Origin of the sequence: Pseudomonas extremorientalis (assembly GCF_001870465.1) — a bacterium.
GTDB classification, from domain to species: domain Bacteria; phylum Pseudomonadota; class Gammaproteobacteria; order Pseudomonadales; family Pseudomonadaceae; genus Aquipseudomonas; species Aquipseudomonas extremorientalis.
In genome coordinates this window covers 19,811-37,032 of record NZ_MDGK01000047.1, presented here as the reverse complement: position 1 = coordinate 37,032, position 17,222 = coordinate 19,811, and the positions used below count along the sequence as shown (strand labels likewise).

At 61.6% G+C, this 17,222-nt stretch carries 13 protein-coding genes; 5 read left to right on the top strand and 8 right to left on the bottom strand.

Annotated features, from left to right (window positions below):
• Positions 1 to 15: 15 nt before the first annotated feature.
• From BFN10_RS18140 to aspA, 7 genes are all read right to left on the bottom strand, one after another.
• Positions 16 to 4,608, bottom strand: coding sequence for a dermonecrotic toxin domain-containing protein (locus BFN10_RS18140; RefSeq protein WP_071490835.1), 4,593 nt, complete (start codon positions 4,606 to 4,608; stop codon positions 16 to 18).
• Between the two features lie 103 nt (positions 4,609 to 4,711).
• Positions 4,712 to 5,803 carry a polyamine ABC transporter substrate-binding protein gene (locus BFN10_RS18135; protein ID WP_071490834.1) on the bottom strand — a complete coding sequence of 364 codons (1,092 nt, stop codon included), beginning with the start codon at positions 5,801 to 5,803 and terminating at the stop codon, positions 4,712 to 4,714.
• Positions 5,800 to 6,834, bottom strand: coding sequence for a histone deacetylase family protein (locus BFN10_RS18130; protein WP_071490833.1), 1,035 nt, complete (start codon positions 6,832 to 6,834; stop codon positions 5,800 to 5,802). Before BFN10_RS18130 ends, BFN10_RS18135 begins: the two co-directional genes overlap by 4 nt.
• Before the next feature lie 131 nt (positions 6,835 to 6,965).
• Positions 6,966 to 7,958 carry an AraC family transcriptional regulator gene (locus BFN10_RS18125; RefSeq protein WP_071490832.1) on the bottom strand — a complete coding sequence of 331 codons (993 nt, stop codon included), beginning with the start codon at positions 7,956 to 7,958 and terminating at the stop codon, positions 6,966 to 6,968.
• Positions 7,959 to 8,009: 51 nt separating this feature from the next.
• Positions 8,010 to 8,987: an asparaginase gene (locus BFN10_RS18120; protein WP_071490831.1), complete on the bottom strand. Its 978-nt coding sequence runs from the start codon at positions 8,985 to 8,987 to the stop codon at positions 8,010 to 8,012.
• Between the two features lie 77 nt (positions 8,988 to 9,064).
• Positions 9,065 to 10,516, bottom strand: coding sequence for an alanine/glycine:cation symporter family protein (locus tag BFN10_RS18115; protein ID WP_071490830.1), 1,452 nt, complete (start codon positions 10,514 to 10,516; stop codon positions 9,065 to 9,067).
• A gap of 380 nt (positions 10,517 to 10,896) precedes the next feature.
• On the bottom strand, positions 10,897 to 12,321 hold the full coding sequence (aspA, locus tag BFN10_RS18110) for an aspartate ammonia-lyase (RefSeq protein WP_071490829.1): 1,425 nt from the start codon (positions 12,319 to 12,321) through the stop codon (positions 10,897 to 10,899).
• Positions 12,322 to 12,503: 182 nt separating this feature from the next.
• On the opposite strand from aspA, the gene BFN10_RS18105 reads away from it, so the two are divergent.
• From BFN10_RS18105 to BFN10_RS18085, 5 genes are all read left to right on the top strand, one after another.
• Complete coding sequence (locus BFN10_RS18105; protein WP_071490828.1) at positions 12,504 to 13,412, top strand: LysR substrate-binding domain-containing protein; 909 nt, start codon at positions 12,504 to 12,506, stop codon at positions 13,410 to 13,412.
• 239 nt (positions 13,413 to 13,651) lie between these two features.
• Positions 13,652 to 14,143 (top strand): 5-(carboxyamino)imidazole ribonucleotide mutase, encoded by a 492-nt coding sequence (gene purE, locus BFN10_RS18100; protein WP_003176980.1) that lies wholly within the window; start codon positions 13,652 to 13,654, stop codon positions 14,141 to 14,143.
• An 11-nt stretch (positions 14,144 to 14,154) separates the two neighbouring features.
• Positions 14,155 to 15,240 (top strand): 5-(carboxyamino)imidazole ribonucleotide synthase, encoded by a 1,086-nt coding sequence (locus BFN10_RS18095; protein WP_071490827.1) that lies wholly within the window; start codon positions 14,155 to 14,157, stop codon positions 15,238 to 15,240.
• Positions 15,241 to 15,346: 106 nt separating this feature from the next.
• The gene (locus BFN10_RS18090; protein WP_058424295.1) at positions 15,347 to 15,592 is read left to right on the top strand and encodes a GlsB/YeaQ/YmgE family stress response membrane protein; all 246 of its coding nucleotides are present in this window, start codon (positions 15,347 to 15,349) and stop codon (positions 15,590 to 15,592) included.
• Positions 15,593 to 15,670: 78 nt separating this feature from the next.
• The gene (locus BFN10_RS18085) at positions 15,671 to 16,207 is read left to right on the top strand and encodes a DUF3299 domain-containing protein (RefSeq protein WP_071490826.1); all 537 of its coding nucleotides are present in this window, start codon (positions 15,671 to 15,673) and stop codon (positions 16,205 to 16,207) included.
• A 62-nt stretch (positions 16,208 to 16,269) separates the two neighbouring features.
• Here BFN10_RS18085 and BFN10_RS18080 read toward each other — a convergent pair whose 3' ends face one another.
• Entirely contained in the window at positions 16,270 to 17,169 is a 900-nt protein-coding gene (locus BFN10_RS18080) for a D-hexose-6-phosphate mutarotase (RefSeq protein ID WP_071490825.1), read from the bottom strand.
• Positions 17,170 to 17,222 lie beyond the last annotated feature (53 nt).

Sequence of the window (17,222 nt, the reverse complement as noted above, 5' to 3'; positions counted from 1 at the left end):
GCAGAAGGCGTCGACTCAGGCCTCCTTCTTTTCGAAAAACAGTCGGTCGGCCTGCTTCAGGCTGATCTCGCTGAGGTAGTAGTCAATCCTTTGGGCTTCGCTCAGGCCTACGGTGGTGTCGGCGGCCAGTCCCTTGAGCTGCTCGGCCGGGGTTTTCAAACGTGCGGCGATGTAGTACTTGGCCGGTGTCCAGGAGGCGCTGTAGTGGAAGTGCGCATACCACAGCGGCTTGCCGGAGCTGCGTTCGACGATGCTGTACTCATCGAGGTAGTCGGGCCGGGGACTTTTGAGTTTGCGTCGGGTGATTGTCTTCTTGATCTTGATTTCATTGTGATTGAGCAGCCACTCGACATTCTCGATCGTTGGTGCCTGCGTCTTGTGCAGCCTGAGCAGGTGTTCGCGGCTGCGTCGGTATAGCTGAGCAATAGCCGTATCGAGCGCTTTGTTGACGGCACTGGCCGGTTGATTGACGTTTTCGGTGATGTTTCCTTGGGTCAAGGCCTGGTCGATGGCTTCGCTGGCGCGTTCCAGGCGCAAGGCTTGCTGGTGATAGAGGTTTTCGATGCCTAAGGTTGTGCGCTCCTCCTGGTTGGCCCGGACATCTGCCTGGCGCAGGAACTCAGGCAGCGTGTCCAGCAAGGCCTGGCCTTCGCGGACGGCGGCCTGAATATCGAGGGTAGCTGCCGGCTCTGTCGACGTCTGGACGCGCTCAACCCACACCCCCGGGGATTTCTGATGATAGGTGGCAATGATCTTTTGGGTGATCGGCGAGCGGATATCCACCAGGTCGGTTTGCTCCCCGGTGGGCGACAGGCGAGGTTCGCCGATGCGGATACCCTCGTAGCGCGTGCGGATGAATTGGCTGTTTGGCCGTGGTGGCAATGGTGGCGGGATAGGACGCAGCCTGAGGGCATCTCTTTCGACACTCAACAGCGCCAGGTTCTGTGTGGCCTCCCGGCTGAACGCCTTGAGCTGGTCGCGCAGACCCTGTATCCGAGTCGGTTGCGTATGCGCTGTATAGCGTTCGGCAAAGTCACTCAGGCGTTCCCCGATGACCTGGAACTGGCCGACCAGGCTGCCCAGTGTGCCGATACGTTCGTCGAGGCGCGACTCGCTGCGCTCTTTCAACGTATCGGTCAGGCATTGAATGGCGATATCGGCGGTGTCGACGATCGAGTCGATGGTTGACCAGGCCTCTGGGGCGGAGGCCAGCGTATCCTCCGCCAGGCACAGGTGGCGAGTGAGGGTGACCTGCAGGGCCGTGAGGTGTTCGCGGGGGTAATGCGGCAATGTGCTTTTAGTGTCGCGGATCAACGTGAAGCCTTCCTTGGACAGTTGCCTGAGTTCATCGAAGCGGGTGTTCATGTAGTCAAGGCGGTCGAGCATGTCCTGGGTCAGGTCGATCATCTGGCGCGCGTCGTCAAAGGGCCGTTGGCTCGTTGGGCTATGGAGTTGGTCCAGTACCTTGCGCATCATCGGGGCAAAGCGGGTGAGAGCCTCGCGGATGCCCGCGTAAGTGAATTCAATCTGCACCTTGAGGTAGGAGATGGCTTTGGTGGCGTAGTCCGCTGACGGCGCGAAGACATTCAACTGCTTGAGCTGTTGCAGCACGGTTTCGTAGTTGTCGCGTTGAGCGACCAAGGTCTGCAAGTAGTTTTGTCGGCGTGTCTCTGCGGTGTCGGCAGTGCCCTGAGTCATGGCCTCATAAGCTTTTTGCAGCTCGGCCTGGGCGTCTTTCTTGGTTTTTTCGAAGTCACTCAGTTGGCGACGCAGGCGTTGAGCACGCTCTTCGGCCAGGGCCTTGGCTATCCGTGCCTTCAATGTGGGTCCCCCACCACGCAGGCGCAGGCGTGTGTCGATAAACCAGTTACCTTGGCGATTGCTGACCAGCAAAGGGCCGAGGCGGGACAATTGTTTCGAGTCGACGATGATGACGTTGCCACTTTCATCAACGATCACTTGATACCAACGATTGCCCACGGGCGCATAGAGTTTGTCGGCGAGCTTATAGAGATGCTGGTTTGGGCCGCGTTCGCTGATCGGCGCGCCAAGGTTGCTGGGCTTTTCGACTTTGTAGCTGTCCAGGAGCGCGGCCAGGTGTGATCCACCACGATGGGTGGCGCCGCTGGTGTGCAACGGTTGTGAGCGATCCGAAGGGATCTCAGAAATTTTGACATCTGGGATCTTGCGAATCGTGGTCGCCGGTCTTTTTTCCGGCGCTGGCTTGATCGGGATGGGTTGCTGGGCGATAGGCCGCGATGGTTTGGATTGTCGGGTCACGCTGTGCAGCGTGACGGCCATGCCCAGGTTGAGCAGCAGGTCAGTGATGGCGCCCAAGCGTGAGCGGTGTTGTGGGTCTTCTTCGGCGTCGACCACTTCTTGCAGTTGGTCCATTATTTGCCAGATCCATGCCGCCACCCCGGCCGTGCGCCCGAGGAACGGCAAGGCTGCGTTGAATATCAGCCAGCCGGTGCGCTCCAAGGTAGCCCAGCGCGCATCCGCGTTGGAGACCGACTGACGATCGGCCAATGTCACCAGTGCATTGGCGTTGGCCTTGAACAGGGTGGCGAGCCTATCGCCATTGAGGGTTTCCTCGCCCAGCAGCAGCGGGCCGCTCAGGCTCAGCACTTTGGCCGGTTCTACCAGGAAATCCACCACCGACCAGGGCGACGGTAAGGTGCCTGGAAACACATACCGGCTGTAATCCGTGCGCACGCTATCCGGCAACCAGGCGAGCACCGATTCGCGCAGGCTCGGGGATTGCTGGATCGCGTAGATCAGATTGGCGGGAGATGGGTATTGGCTCAGGGGCTCGTCGAGCAGTGGACGGTAAAGTAAGCAGGGCCCGGCCTGCAGATCGGCGGGACCGATCACAAACATGTTCGCGACGGTGTTCGGTTTGCCGTTGCCGTTTTTCGTCAGAAAGGCCAACGGCCGTATGACGATAGTATTGCCCTCCACTGTGCGATCCGCTGCGTTGTCCTGCATCACGGCCGTCACATAACGGTATCCGCGTTCGTCGATGCCCCCTTTTTGATTGAGTTTGTAGTGCAGCGCCAACAGCGGTAGCTGAATGCGTAGATGGCTGGTGTAGAGCTTCTCACGTCGCGACGACTCTATCGGGTCATCCAGCAGTTTGCTTTTGATCAACGCCGGGTAGGCGCTGCCGATGTCGATGCGGGTAATCAGGGTTTCCAGGTAGCCGACGGTGAGCCACTCGGGAATTGTGCCGCCGTTGCTTCTGCGTAGGGTCTTGTTGCCCAACGGCAGGGCGATCAGGTTTTGCAGGGCCAGTTGCGCCAGGCTGAACGTGGTGGTCACGGTTTGTCCGGGCACCGTGAACGTACCCCAGATGACAGGGCTCTGGACCACGATGTCGATCTTGTCCAAGGCCAGATGCTTGGCGTCTTTGTGGTCTTTGTTCATCTGCGCTTTCAGCGCATCGAGTGCGTATTGCTCGATGGGGGCAATGCCGTCGTCGTAGGCGTGGCCCTCGTTCAGGCTATGCAGTGCTGCCAGGTCTTTGAGGTGGCGGCCATAGGCGTCCTGTTCCGGGCTGGAAGCCTCGCTGAGCCAATCGGGCAAGGCGTCCCTGAACCAGTCGAGGCCAGGGGAGCGCCGGGGCTGGTCATTGCCGGCAGGGGCCGTGACGGAACCGGGCAGCTGTAGCGTCGTGTCCGTAAAGCGGATGGCGCCGATGGCGTCGATTTGAATGGAGATCAAGATGCAGGCTTGCTGGTCGAAAAAGTTGCCGTCGGGCTCGAACAGGCGCCAATCGATTTTCTTGCCCAGCGCACGGTCTGGCAGGTAATTCTCCAACGCGGCTCCCAAGGCCTCGATCGAGTTGAATTTTTCATAGCCGTGCCCTGGCGAATAGGTCAGCAGCACCTCTTGGCCGTTTTGTCTGCCGACCAGTACGGCGATCAGGCTGTCATTGAGGTGGGTGGCTTTGCCGTCGTCGTCGATCAGAAAAATGTCCACCAGACAGGCACGGGACGCATAGGGATCATTGCGTTTGCGGACATCCGGATCCGGGGCGGCATACAGGCTGCGCGCCATGACGCAATCCTCATGCGTCCAACCGTCCACCGTCTCGACATTCCAAAAGCTGCGAAGGGCGCTGGACAGTTGCTGCCAATGGGGCGCTGAACCGTTCTCGGACATGTTCCAGTATTCTGCCTGTTGCTCCTGGAAGCCTGTGATCATCACTGGCGCCAGCAAATTGATAATGTTGGCGATTTCTTCGATGCGTACCTGCAGGTGCACCGCTGGCTCAACGATTGGCAGCCGGGTGAGAAAGTGTTCCCCCTCGATATAGATCGTCGGTACGCCGAGTACGGCCTGTTTGGCCAGGACGTCGGCGAGTGCCTGGTACTGGGGAGGCTTGGCCACGACTTGATCACCGACGACGTCCCAAACCGGCGTGCCAACCATCGTGCTATTGGGGTCTATATCCAATTGGGGGTAGCGCGCTTTGAGCTCACGTCGCAGCAAGGCGGCGGCCACCTCCCTAAACGCAGGGCCAGTGGACAACTGAGTGATCAGGGTGGCGGTGGAATAAAAGCGTGGCAGTAGTGGCGAATCTGAGGTGTCTGTGATTGAAGTCATGGGAGACCTGACAGGCTTGTGATGGGCATAGGCCGAGGCTCTGCCTCGGGTATGCCCATGCTAGAAAGCGCGCTGTCAGGAGGGCGGTGTTTATGTATGCGTCTCAGGTGCCGGACTTGATCTTGGTCCAGGCGCGGGTCCTGGCACGTTCGGCATCACGGCCCAGGGGTTTCAGGGTATAGAGCCCCGCCATCGCCGCCTCGGTGGGGTACAGGTTGGGGTTGTTGCGGATCGCCGGGTCGACCTGTTCGGTCGCATCCTTGTTCGGGTTGGGGTAGCCGACAAAATCGCTGATCGGCGCGATCACCTGGGGTTGCAGCAGGTAGTTGATAAAGGTGTAGGCGTCCTGTGGGTTCTGCGCGCCCTTGGGAATGGCGAGCATGTCGAACCAGATCGGCGCGCCCTCCTTGGGCAGGCGCATATCCACCACTACGCCGTTCCTGGCCTCCTTGGCGCGGTTGGCCGCCTGGGAGAAGCTGCCCGAATAACCCACGGCCACGCAAATGTCACCGTTGGCGATATCGGCCATGTACTTGGACGAATGGAAATAGGTGATGTACGGGCGGATCTTCATCAACAGCGCCTCGGCCTTGACGTAGTCCTTGGGGTTGCTGCTGTTGGGGTCCAGGCCCAGGTGCTGCAGGGCCAACGGCAGGATCTCCGAAGGCGAGTCGAGCAGGGCCACGCCGCATTGCTTGAGCTTGCTGATGTTCTCTTCCTTGAAAATCAGGTCCCAGCTGTCCACCGCAGCGTTGTCGCCGAGCGCAGCCTTGACCTTGGCCGGGTTGAAGCCGATCAGGATGGTGCCGTACATGTAGGGCACGGCGAATTTATTGCCGGGGTCATTGGCCTCGATCAGCTTCATCAGCTTGGGGTCGAGGTGGTTCCAGTTGGGCAATTGGCTGCGGTCCAGGGGCTGGAACACGCCGGCTTCGATCTGCTTGGCGAGGAACACGTTGGAGGGCACCACCACGTCATAGCCGGAGTTGCCGGTGAGCAGCTTGGCCTCCAGTGCTTCGTTGGTGTCGAAGATGTCGTAGACCAGCTTGATCTTCGGGTTCTGCGCCTTGAAATCCTCCAGTGCCTTGGGCGTGATGTAGTCGAACCAGTTATAGACTTTCAGGGTTTTTTCTTCGGCGTGTGCGGTGCTGCTCAGCACGGCGGCGCAGAGCACAAGCGACTTGAGCATATTCATTGGGCGGCCCCCTCAAAACCTTCGAGCACATTGACGGCGTTGATGCCGATTTCTTCCACCGCGTAACCGCCTTCCATCACGAACAGCGTCGGCTTGCCCAGGCGTGCGATGCGCGCGCCCATGGTCAGGTAGTCCGGGCTGTCGAGCTTGAACTGGGAGATCGGGTCATCCTTGAAGGTGTCCACGCCCAGCGAGACCACGAGGATGTCGGCGCCGTAGTGTTCGATCTCCCGGCAGGCCTGCTCCAGTGCTGCGCTCCAGGTGTCCCAGCCGGAGCCGGCGGGCAGCGGGTAGTTGAAGTTGAAGCCTTCGCCGGCACCTTCGCCCCTCTCATCGGCATAGCCCAGGAAAAACGGAAACTCGGCCTCCGGGTGACCGTGGATCGAGGTAAACAGCACATCGCGGCGGTCGTAGAAAATCGACTGGGTGCCGTTGCCGTGGTGGTAGTCCACATCGAGGATCGCGACCTTGCGGTGGCCCTGGTCGAGAAACGCCTGGGCGGCAATCGCGGCGTTGTTCAGGTAGCAATAACCGCCCATCAAGTCGCTGGCGGCGTGATGGCCCGGTGGGCGGCACAACGCGAACGCACTGTGGGCGCCGCGCTGGATCGCCTGTTGTGCGGTGAGCGCCACTTGCGCCGCCGAGTAGGCCGCCTGCCAGGTCCCGGCGGTAATCGGCGCGCCGCCGTCGAAACTGTAATAGCCCAATTGGCCGTGCAGGCTGGTGGGCAGCACGCGGCGCAGGGTGCGCGCGGGCCAGGTGTAGGGCAGCAGATCGCCGTCCTCGCCGTATTCGGTCCAGCGCGCCCAGGCGCCTTTGAAGAAATCCAGGTAGTCGCGGTTGTGAATGCGCTGCAAAGGCGCCAGGCCAAAGTCGTATGGCGCCTGCACTGGCCCCAATTCGCGGTCCTTGACCCGCTGCAGCACATGGTCGGCCCGCGAGGGCATTTCGAAGCAGGGCATCAGTTGCCCGTCCATCAATTCGCAGCGGCCGTGGTGCAGGTGGTGATCGTCCGAGTAGATCGTCAGCATTCTTGTTCTCCGCAGGCTGGGTCGGTGCATGCAGTCTTGCGGTGGGCGCGGTTCAAGAGAACGACAGGAGCGGCCAAAAGGGGATGAATATGGCCAAAGTGTCTGTCCGTAATTCGCCCCTCAATGGCGCATCATGCTCGAAATTGGCTCGGTGCTACGCCGCTCCAGCGCACAAATGCATGCCGGAAACTCGCTGTTTCGCTGAACCCCAAGGCCTCGGCAATCCGGTAGATCGGCCACTGGTCCTCCGCCAGCAGTTGCTTGGCGCGCTCGAAGCGCAACTCGTCCAACAGCTCCTGGTAGCTGCAACCCTGGTCGTGCAAATGCCGGCGCAGGGTGCGCGCCGAGCAGTTCATCTGCATGGCCAGGCCTTCCAGGCCCGGCGCGGCGTTGAGTTGCGCGGTGAGCAACTGGCGAATCCTGCCCAGCCAGGCCTGGCGCCCGGTGAACTCCAGGTTCTGCTTGCGGCAGCGCTCGGCCATGGCCTGGTGGGTGACGGCGTCTGCCAGCGGCAGTGGCTGTTCGAGCCAGTGCCGATCGAAGGCAAACGCGTTGGCGGTGGCCTGGAACTGCAACGGGCAAGGGAAGCTTTCGGTATAACGCGCGCAGTAGTCCGGGGCGTCGTACTCGAAGCGTGCGGCGAGCAGTGGCAGCGGCTGGCCCAGCAGGTCGTCGCAGATGACCTTCAGCGAGGCCAGGCACAATTCGACATTGAACATCTCAAGCGTCGGGTCTTCGCGATAATCACAGGCGGTGAACCAGACGCGCTGGCCATCTTCCTCCAGGCTCAGCTCGAAAAGTGTTCCCAACAGCGCCGGGTAGTGCAGCGCCAGGCGCAAGGCGTCACCAAAGGTGGCACTGGTGAGCAGGGCATAGCCGAGCATGCCATAGGCCGATACATGCATCTGCCGGCCCAGTTCCAGGCCGATATCCCGACGCCGCGCTACGGCATTGGCACACACGCGCATCTCCTGGTTGGTGGTGATGCGCGTGTCGGCGCGGCTCAAGTCCGCCGCGCAGATGCCGCTGCCAGCCAGCAGTTCCTGGGCCGGCAAGCCTTCGGCCTTGAAAGCGTTAAGCACCAGGGACACGGCGTTGAGAGTGGTCAGGTGGGAGTGCAGCATAGGGGGCTTCCAGCCAGGGGATGGCTGGAAGGGAAGCAAGTTACAGGCCGGTCAGCTCAGCTCGCCACACAGGTCGAGTTCCACCAGGCGACGAACCTCGGCGGTGTCGAGCCCCGCACCGAGCAGTGCATTGAGCTTGCCGAACACCGCTTCGCGGGTCATGCCGCCACCGGACAACACGCCGACGCCGCGCAAACGGCTGCCCGCTTCGTACACATCCAGCTCCACACCGCCTTCATGGCATTGGGTGATCGCCACCACCACAACGTCTTGATCGTGCGCGCGTTGGAGGCTGGCCAGGAACGCCGGGTTGTCGCTCGGCCCGGTGCCGCTGCCGAAGCATTCCAGCACCAACGCCTGAATGCCGCTGTCGATCAGTGCATCCAGTTGCCCGGCGGCAATACCCGGCACCAGCGGCAGCACACCGACGTTGGCCACGGCTTTGGGCTGACGGTAATGCAGGGCGGCCGGGATCATTTCGGCCTGGGCGACGCCGCCATTGCGCTGCAGGGCAGCAAACGGGTGGCGACCGAAACTGCGGATTTTCGCGCAGCGGGTCGGCGCCATCAGCGCACCGTGGAAGAACAACTGCACGCCCGGCGCCAGGCCTTCGCCCAGCGCCGCCAAGGCACCGCTGACGTTTTCCCAGGCATCGCTGTCGGGCACGCCGGCGGGTAGCATGGAGCCGGTGAACACCACCGGCGCCGGCAGGCCGAGCAGTTGGAAGCTCATGGCGGCGGCACTGTAGGCCAGCGTGTCAGTGCCGTGCAGGATCAGTACGGCGTCGCAGCCGGCGTCCACCGCCTCAACCACGGCGGCGTGCAGGCGCTGCCAGTAGACGGGGGTCATGTTGGCGCTGTCGATCAGCGGCGACATTTCCTGGAAGCGCCAGGCGGGCACTTGCGCGTCGGCAAGCTGTTCGCGCATACGCGCCTCAAAACCTGAAGCGGGCGCCAGGCCGTTGGCGCTGGCCTGCATGCCGATAGTGCCACCGGTGTAGAGCACCATCACGTTGTTAGCTGGGGACATCGAATTTTCTCCTGAACGAAAAACGCCGCCGGGCCCAGAGCATGCCCAAGGCCGGGCGGCGTGTCATCTCTCTACACTCAGCGTTGCGCTTGAGCGTTCAGTTCAGCGGTAGTTTGAGCGCTTGGCTCAGGCTTGACCGGGTTGGCTGGCCAGGCCTTGCGGTCCAGGTCCAGGTCAGGGAACTGGCTGGAATCGAATACCGGGGTCTTGATGCCTGCGGCGCGCTGGTTGTCGTAGTCGTTGAGGATGCGCATGGCGATCTTGAACAGGAACGCCAGGGCGAACAGGTTGACGAACGCGAGCAGGGTCATGGTGATGTCGGCGAAGGCGAACACGGTGCTCAGGTTCTCGATGGAACCCCAGAAAATCAGCACCAGCACCAGGGCGCGGTAGCCCATCAGCACCTTGCGGTTGTTGCCTACCAGGAAGCGCAGATTGCTCTCGCCCAGGTAGTAGTTGTACATGATCGAGGTGAACACGAACAACGCCAGGGCCACCGAGATGAACATGCGGCCCCAGTCGCCCACCACCGCCGCCAGGGAGTTCTGGGTCAGGGCAATGCCGTCGCCTTCGAAGCCCGGGGTGTAGAAGCCGGAGAGCAGGATCAGCAACGCGGTACAGGTGCAGATCACGAAGGTATCGAGGAACACGCTGAACGCCTGCACCACGCCCTGGGCGATCGGGTGTTCGACCGACGCCACCGCCGCCACGTTAGGCGCACTGCCCAGGCCGGCTTCGTTGGCGAACACACCGCGCTTCACACCCATGATGATCGCGCTGCCCACCAGGCCCCCGAAGGCCTGGTCGAGGCCGAAGGCGCTCTTGACGATGGTCGCGAGCATGGCCGGCACATGGTCGAATTGCAGCACGATTACATAGAGAGTCACGGCGATGTAGACCAGGGTCTTGACCGGCACCAGCAGGTCGGCAATCGAGGCGATGCGCTTGATCCCGCCGATGAACACCAGGCCCAGCAGTACCGCCAGCGCCAGGCCAGTGTAGGTGGTGTCCAGGCCAAAGGCGTTGTTCAGCGAGTGGGTCACGGCGTGGGCTTGCAGGCCGTTGAAAGCAAAACCGAAGGTCACCAGCAACAGGAACGCCATGACCATGCCCAGCCAGCGCTTTTGCAAACCGTGCTGGATGTAGTAGGCCGGGCCGCCACGGAAGGTGCCTTCCGCGTCGGTGCGCTTGTACAGCTGGCCGAGGGAGCACTCGATAAAGCTCGACGACATGCCCACCAGTGCGGTAACCCACATCCAGAACACGGCGCCCGGGCCACCCAGTGTCACGGCAATACCGACACCGGCAATGTTACCGGCACCCACGCGACCGGCCAGGCTGAGCATCAGCGCCTGGAAGGAGCTGAGCTGGTCGGAGCTGTTTTTCAGGCTGTCGCGAAACACCGAAAACATGTGGAAGAAGTGACGCAGTTGTACGAAACGCGAGCGAATCGTGAAATAACCGCCGAGCCCGACAATGAGCACGATCAGTACTTTCCCTGAGAGGAAGTCGTTGATGACTTCGAGCATGGAGTGTTCCTCGCTGATTTTTCTAATGGCAAACGCAGGACGGTTCGACGCTATCGCTCAGCACCAGGCAGTGCACGACGTTCGACCCCAATCCTTTTGCGGGTGTTGTTATTCATGCGGTTTCGCGCTGTACAGGACCTCGTAACCGACGATCTCTGACGCGAAGAGGGGCGGCACTATACCTAGGCGAACGTGATCCGTCTGCTCGGGGCGATTAAAGGTTTCAGCTGGGCGGTGGGCCTGCAGAGCGATATTGGCGTTTTTATAGGCTTCATTTCACAACCTCGGGGCAAAAAAAAGGGCCTGAAGAACGAGCCTTCAGGCCCTCAAAAGGTGAGAGGTGTCTAGTCCCTCAGCCTGGTGAGCGGTGCAACAAACGCTTAGGCCTTCAGCGGGACCAAGCGTGGAGCAATCATGTTTTCGGGGCGCAGGATGTCGTCGAGCATGGCGTCGTCGAGCAAGCCTTCTTCGCGCACCAGTTCCAGCACGCCACGGCCGCTTTCGAGGGCGATACGGGCGATGCGGGTGGCGTTTTCATAGCCGATGTACGGGTTCAGCGCGGTAACCAGGCCGATGGAGTGCTCCACCAGTTCGCGGCAGCGGGCTTCGTTGGCGGTGATGCCGACGATGCAGTGCTCGCGCAGCATGTCCATGGCACGTTGCAGCAGGCGGATCGAGTCGAAGATCTTGAAGGCGATCAGCGGCTCCATCACGTTCAGTTGCAGTTGGCCGCCTTCGGCCGCCATGGTCAGGGCCAGATCGTTACCGATGACCTGGAACGCCACCTGGTTCACGGCTTCCGGGATCACCGGGTTGACCTTGCCGGGCATGATCGAGCTGCCTGGCTGGCGGGCCGGCAGGTTGATCTCGTTGATGCCGGTGCGTGGGCCGCTGGACAGCAGGCGCAGGTCGTTGCAGATCTTCGACAGCTTCACCGCAGTACGCTTGAGCATGCCGGAGAACAGCACGAAGGCGCCCATGTCGGAGGTGGCTTCGATCAGGTCGGCAGCCGGCACGACCGGCTGGCCGCTGATTACCGCCAGGCGCTGTACGGCCAGGGCCTGGTAGCGCGGGTCGGCGTTGATGCCGGTACCGATGGCGGTGCCGCCCAGGTTTACTTCGGTCAGCAGCTCAGGCGCCAGGGTTTTCAGGCGTGCCAGGTCTTCACCCAGGGTGGTGGCGAAGGCGCGGAATTCCTGGCCGAGGGTCATCGGCACGGCGTCTTGCAACTGGGTGCGGCCCATTTTCAGTACGTGGCTGAATTCTTCGCCCTTGGCGGCGAAGGCCTGGATCAGGCTGTCGAGGCTGGCCAGCAGCGCGTCATGGCCCAGCAGCAGACCCAGGCGGATCGCGGTCGGGTAGGCGTCGTTGGTCGACTGCGCCATGTTCACGTCGTTGTTGGGGTGCAGGTACTGGTACTCGCCCTTCTTGTGGCCCATGGCCTCCAACGCGATGTTGGCGATGACTTCGTTGGCATTCATGTTGGTTGAAGTGCCGGCGCCGCCTTGAATCATGTCCACCACGAACTCTTCGTGGAAATCGCCGCGGATCAGACGGGCACAGGCTTCGCTGATGGCAGCGTGCTTGGCTTCGCTGAGCTGGCCCAACTCGCGGTTGGCGTCAGCCGCCGCTTGCTTGACCATCGCCAGACCGACCACCAATTTCGGGTAATGCGAAATCGGAACGCCCGAGAGGCGGAAGTTGTTCACCGCTCGCAGGGTCTGGATGCCGTAATACGCTTGAGCCGGTACTTCAAGTACGCCAAGCAGGTCTTTTTCGGTACGGAAAGATGCAGCGGAGGACATGACGGAAATCATCTCGATATGGACCCGGAACTGGCCGGAACGCTGCGAATGCTAGGCTTGTAGAACTTTTTGGGCCAATGCTGTTAAACACTGGCCTATGCACAAACGGCATAATGTGAGTGTGACCCGGTTATCATGGCGGGCGTGTGTGCCAAAATGGTGCGTACCCACGGGAGGCAGTAATGAACCTTGAGAGCAAATGGCTGGAAGACTTCAGCGCCTTGGCGGCGACCCGCAGTTTTTCCCAGGCGGCGGAGCGGCGCTTCGTCACCCAGCCGGCGTTCAGCCGACGCATCCGCAGCCTGGAGGCGGCCCTGGGTCTGACCCTGGTCAACCGCTCGCGCACGCCGGTGGAGCTGACGGCGGCGGGCCAGTTGTTCCTGGTCACTGCCCGCACGGTGGTCGAGCAGCTCGGTGAAGTGCTGCGCCATTTGCATCACCTGGAAGGCGGGCAGGGCGAGGTCATGCAAGTGGCTGCGGCGCACTCCCTGGCCCTGGGCTTCTTCCCGCGCTGGATCGCGCAACTGCGCAACGAAGGCTTGAACATCGCCACGCGGCTGGTGGCCACCAACGTCGGCGACGCTGTGCACGCCCTGCGTGAAGGCGGTTGTGACCTGATGCTGGCGTTCTACGATCCCGACGCCGCGATGCAAATGGATTCGGACATCTTCCCGTCACTGCATCTGGGCAACACCGAAATGCTCCCGGTGTGTGCCGCCGATGCCGACGGCAAACCGATGTTCGACCTGGAAGGCGACGGCAGCGTCCCGTTGCTGGCCTACAGCGCCGGCGCGTTTCTCGGTCGCTCGGTGAATTTGCTGCTGCGCCAGCGTGCGCTGCGCTTCACCACGGTGTACGAAACCGCCATGGCCGACAGCCTCAAGAGCATGGCCCTGGAAGGCCTGGGCATTGCCTGGGTGCCGCAGTTGAGCGTGCGTGCCGAGCTGGCGCGTGGTGAGCTGGTGGTCTGCGGTGGGCCGCAATGGCATGTGCCGCTGGAGATCCGCCTGTACCGCTGTGCCTTGGTACGCAAGGCGAATGTGCGGTTGTTGTGGCGCAAGCTCGAAGGCGGGGCGGCGCAGAATACGTGAGCTCCTCGCACAAGGTTTCGTGGTGCCTTGGACTGACTTAAAAGTCAATAAAACCGCCACTTTGCGCCGCTAGACAGATGGTCATCCCAGGGGCTGTTTATCTGGATTATTACGGTATACTGCGCGGCCTTCGGCCGGTCCAACCGGCCTTAATTCGTACACCAAGCCACGCCGGATTTCCCGCGTGGCTTGTTGTTTTTTGACGCGCCTGTGGGCGCCCAGAGAGAAGAGGCACGACGATGAGTGCATTGGTTGGCGTGATCATGGGCTCCAAGTCCGATTGGTCCACCCTTAGCCACACCGCCGATATGCTGGAAAAACTCGGCATTCCCTACGAAGTGAAAGTGGTCTCCGCCCACCGCACTCCGGATTTGCTGTTCCAGTATGCCGATGAAGCAGAATCCCGTGGCATCGAGGTGATCATCGCCGGTGCCGGCGGTGCAGCGCACCTGCCCGGCATGTGTGCGGCCAAGACCCACCTGCCGGTGCTCGGCGTGCCGGTGCAGTCGGCGATGCTCTCGGGCGTGGATTCGCTGTTGTCCATCGTGCAGATGCCGGCCGGTATCCCGGTGGCGACCCTGGCGATCGGCAAGGCCGGCGCGATCAACGCCGCCCTGCTGTCCGCCAGTATCCTGGGCGCCAAGCACCCGCAATTCCATGCGGTGCTGAAAAAATTCCGTGCTGAGCAGACAGACAGCGTGCTGGACAATCCAGACCCACGCATCGCCTGAGGTTGTTGACGATGAAAATCGGTGTAATCGGTGGCGGCCAACTGGGCCGCATGCTGGCCCTGGCGGGAACCCCGCTGGGGATGAACTTCGCTTTCCTGGACCCGGCGCCGGATGCCTGTGCGGCGGCCTTGGGTGAACACCTGCGCGCTGACTACAGCGACCCGGACCACCTGCGTCAACTGGCCGACGAAGTCGACCTGGTGACCTTCGAGTTCGAAAGCGTTCCGGCTGAAACCGTGGCGTTCCTGTCGCAATTCGTGCCGGTATACCCGAGCGCCGAAGCCCTGCGCATCGCCCGTGACCGCTGGTTCGAGAAAAGCATGTTCAAGGACCTGGGCATTCCGACCCCGGCCTTCGCCGATATCCAGTCCCAGGCGGACCTGGATGCCGCGGTCGCCAGCATCGGCCTGCCCGCCGTGCTGAAAACCCGCACCCTGGGTTACGACGGCAAGGGCCAGAAAGTCCTGCGCACCGCCGCCGATGTGGTCGGCACCTTCGCCGAGCTGGGCAGCGTCGCCTGCCTGTTGGAAGGCTTCGTGCCATTCACCGGTGAAGTCTCGCTGATCGCCGTGCGTGCCCGTGATGGCGAAACCCGCTTCTACCCATTGGTGCACAACGCCCATGACAGCGGCATCCTCAAGCTTTCCGTGGCCAGCACCGACCACCCGTTGCAAGCGCTGGCCGAAGACTATTCCAGCCGTGTACTCAAGCAGCTGGATTACGTCGGCGTGATGGCGTTCGAGTTCTTTGAAGTCGACGGTGGCCTCAAGGCCAACGAAATCGCCCCGCGCGTGCACAACTCCGGGCACTGGACCACCGAAGGTGCCGAGTGCAGCCAGTTCGAAAACCATCTGCGGGCGGTGGCGGGCTTGCCGTTGGGTTCCACGGCCAAGGTCGGTGAGAGCGCCATGCTCAACTTCATTGGTGTGGTGCCGCCCGTGGAAAAAGTCATCGCCATCGACGACTGCCATCTGCATCACTATGGCAAGGCCTTCAAGGCCGGGCGCAAGGTCGGCCACGCCAACCTGCGCTGCAAGGACCGTGCGACGCTGCAAGCGCAGATCCTCAAGGTCGAAGCGTTGATCGCCGAGCAATAAGCCAGGGAGCGGCGGGAACCATTCGGCGACCGCCGTCCTCTGATTGCAGGATGCCAAAGCCTGACTAGGCTTTGGCATAGCTCACCTACATTCAGAGGGAAGTGCCATGGGTATCATCGGAACCATCTTTATCGGCTTGATCGTCGGCCTGCTCGCGCGTTTCCTGAAACCAGGCGACGACAGCATGGGCTGGATCATGACCATCCTGCTGGGCATCGCGGGTTCGTTGGTCGCCACTTACGGTGGCCAGGCCCTGGGCATCTACCAGGCAGGCCAGGGCGCTGGCTTCCTCGGCGCGCTGATTGGCGCCATCGTGCTGCTGGTGATCTACGGCCTGCTGAAAAAGAAATGATCTAAGCGACGAAGCCCTCTGCGCTGCGCAGGCGCGGAGGGCTAGAATGCTCGCCACCTGTACTTGCCGAGCCTCTCCATGCGCCGTCTTTTGTTGATACTCCTCCTGCTGGGCCCTGGCCTGGCGCACGCCGGCGAACTGCCGGAAACCGACTGGCTCGATCTGATGCCGCTGTCGGATCAAAAAGCCCTCGAAGCCATGCCCGAGATCGACCACAACTCGCCCGAGGCCCAAGGCACGTTCACCGACAAGGGTGGCCTGAAGCAGAGCAAAGGCTTGCCGGCGGTGATGTATTCAACCAAGACCGTGGCGGCCATGAATGGCAAGAACATCCGCATCGGCGGTTATCCGGTGCCGTTGGAGACCGACGCCAAGGGCCGCAGCACGCTGTTCTTCCTGGTGCCTTACCCTGGGGCGTGCATCCACGTGCCGCCTCCGCCGCCGAACCAGCTGGTGTTGGTGCGTTATCCAAAAGGACTGAAGCTGGATGATATCTATACGCCGCTGTGGGTCACGGGCACGTTGAAGGTGGAGAAGGTCAATAACGATCTGGCGGATGCCGCTTATGCGCTGGACGCCGGAAAAGTACGCGTGGTCAAGGAATCCGATCTTTAAAGGGCTGCGCATAACCAATGTGGGAGGGCCGCAAGCCCCCTTCCACATTTTGATTGTCGTTCTTACAGGGCGACAGCGCTGATGCTCACGCCCAAGGTGTGGCTTTCACCGGGTGCCAGACTCACCACATCATCCAGCACATTGGCTGTCTCGATGCACAACATGCCCGTCCAGCCATCGTCAGCCATGTCATCAAACGCCTTGGCACGTTCGGTCCAGGGGTTCCAGATCACCGTTGACGTCGAGCCCTCGGCAGTGAGCTGGATACGGCGCTGCCAATCTTTATCGACAATACTCAGCTGTGCAGGCGTATCGAGGTAGATACGGTCAGTCTCGCCGGTGAAATGCAGCAACCCGGCTTGCTGCTTCGTTGCCCAGTTGTCAGCGGTATCGATATACGCCGCTCCGTCCAGTCCCTCGACGTGCACCTTGCGCACGTCGCTCACCGCAAAATAGGTGTGCAGTGCCTGGCTGAGGGTCACGGTATCGTTGCCACGGTTATGGCTGGTCAGGTGGATGTGCAACTGATCGTCCAGCAACAGGCTCAGTTTAAGATCGACCTCGTGGGGCCAGCCAGGAAAGCCGCCTGTTGGGACTGGCAGTACCAAGTCCACCCGCAGTGCCTCACCTTCAAGCGCGCTCGCGGCCAATTCCCACAGCGCCGTGCGCACGAAACCATGGGCGCCGGCCGGCTGATCGCTTTGGCGCATCGCCTTGACGCTCTGCGGGTTACGGTCGAACACGCCAAACCACGGCCAACATACCGGCACGCCGGTGCGGATGCCTTTGCCCTGCTTGAACACCGCTTCGGGGTTCGGCCAGATCAGCGGCTGCTCGCCGTCGCGCTGGTAACTGAAGATATGTGCGCCCTGTCGGGCCACCATCAGTTCGGCGCCGTTGTGGCGGATGCGCCAGCAGTCCAACTCGTCGATTTTCACGGATTCAACGTGGGGTGTCGGCATAACAAAGCACTCTTCATGGCAGGCAATGGGGCAATTGACCGTCAAAACCCGGT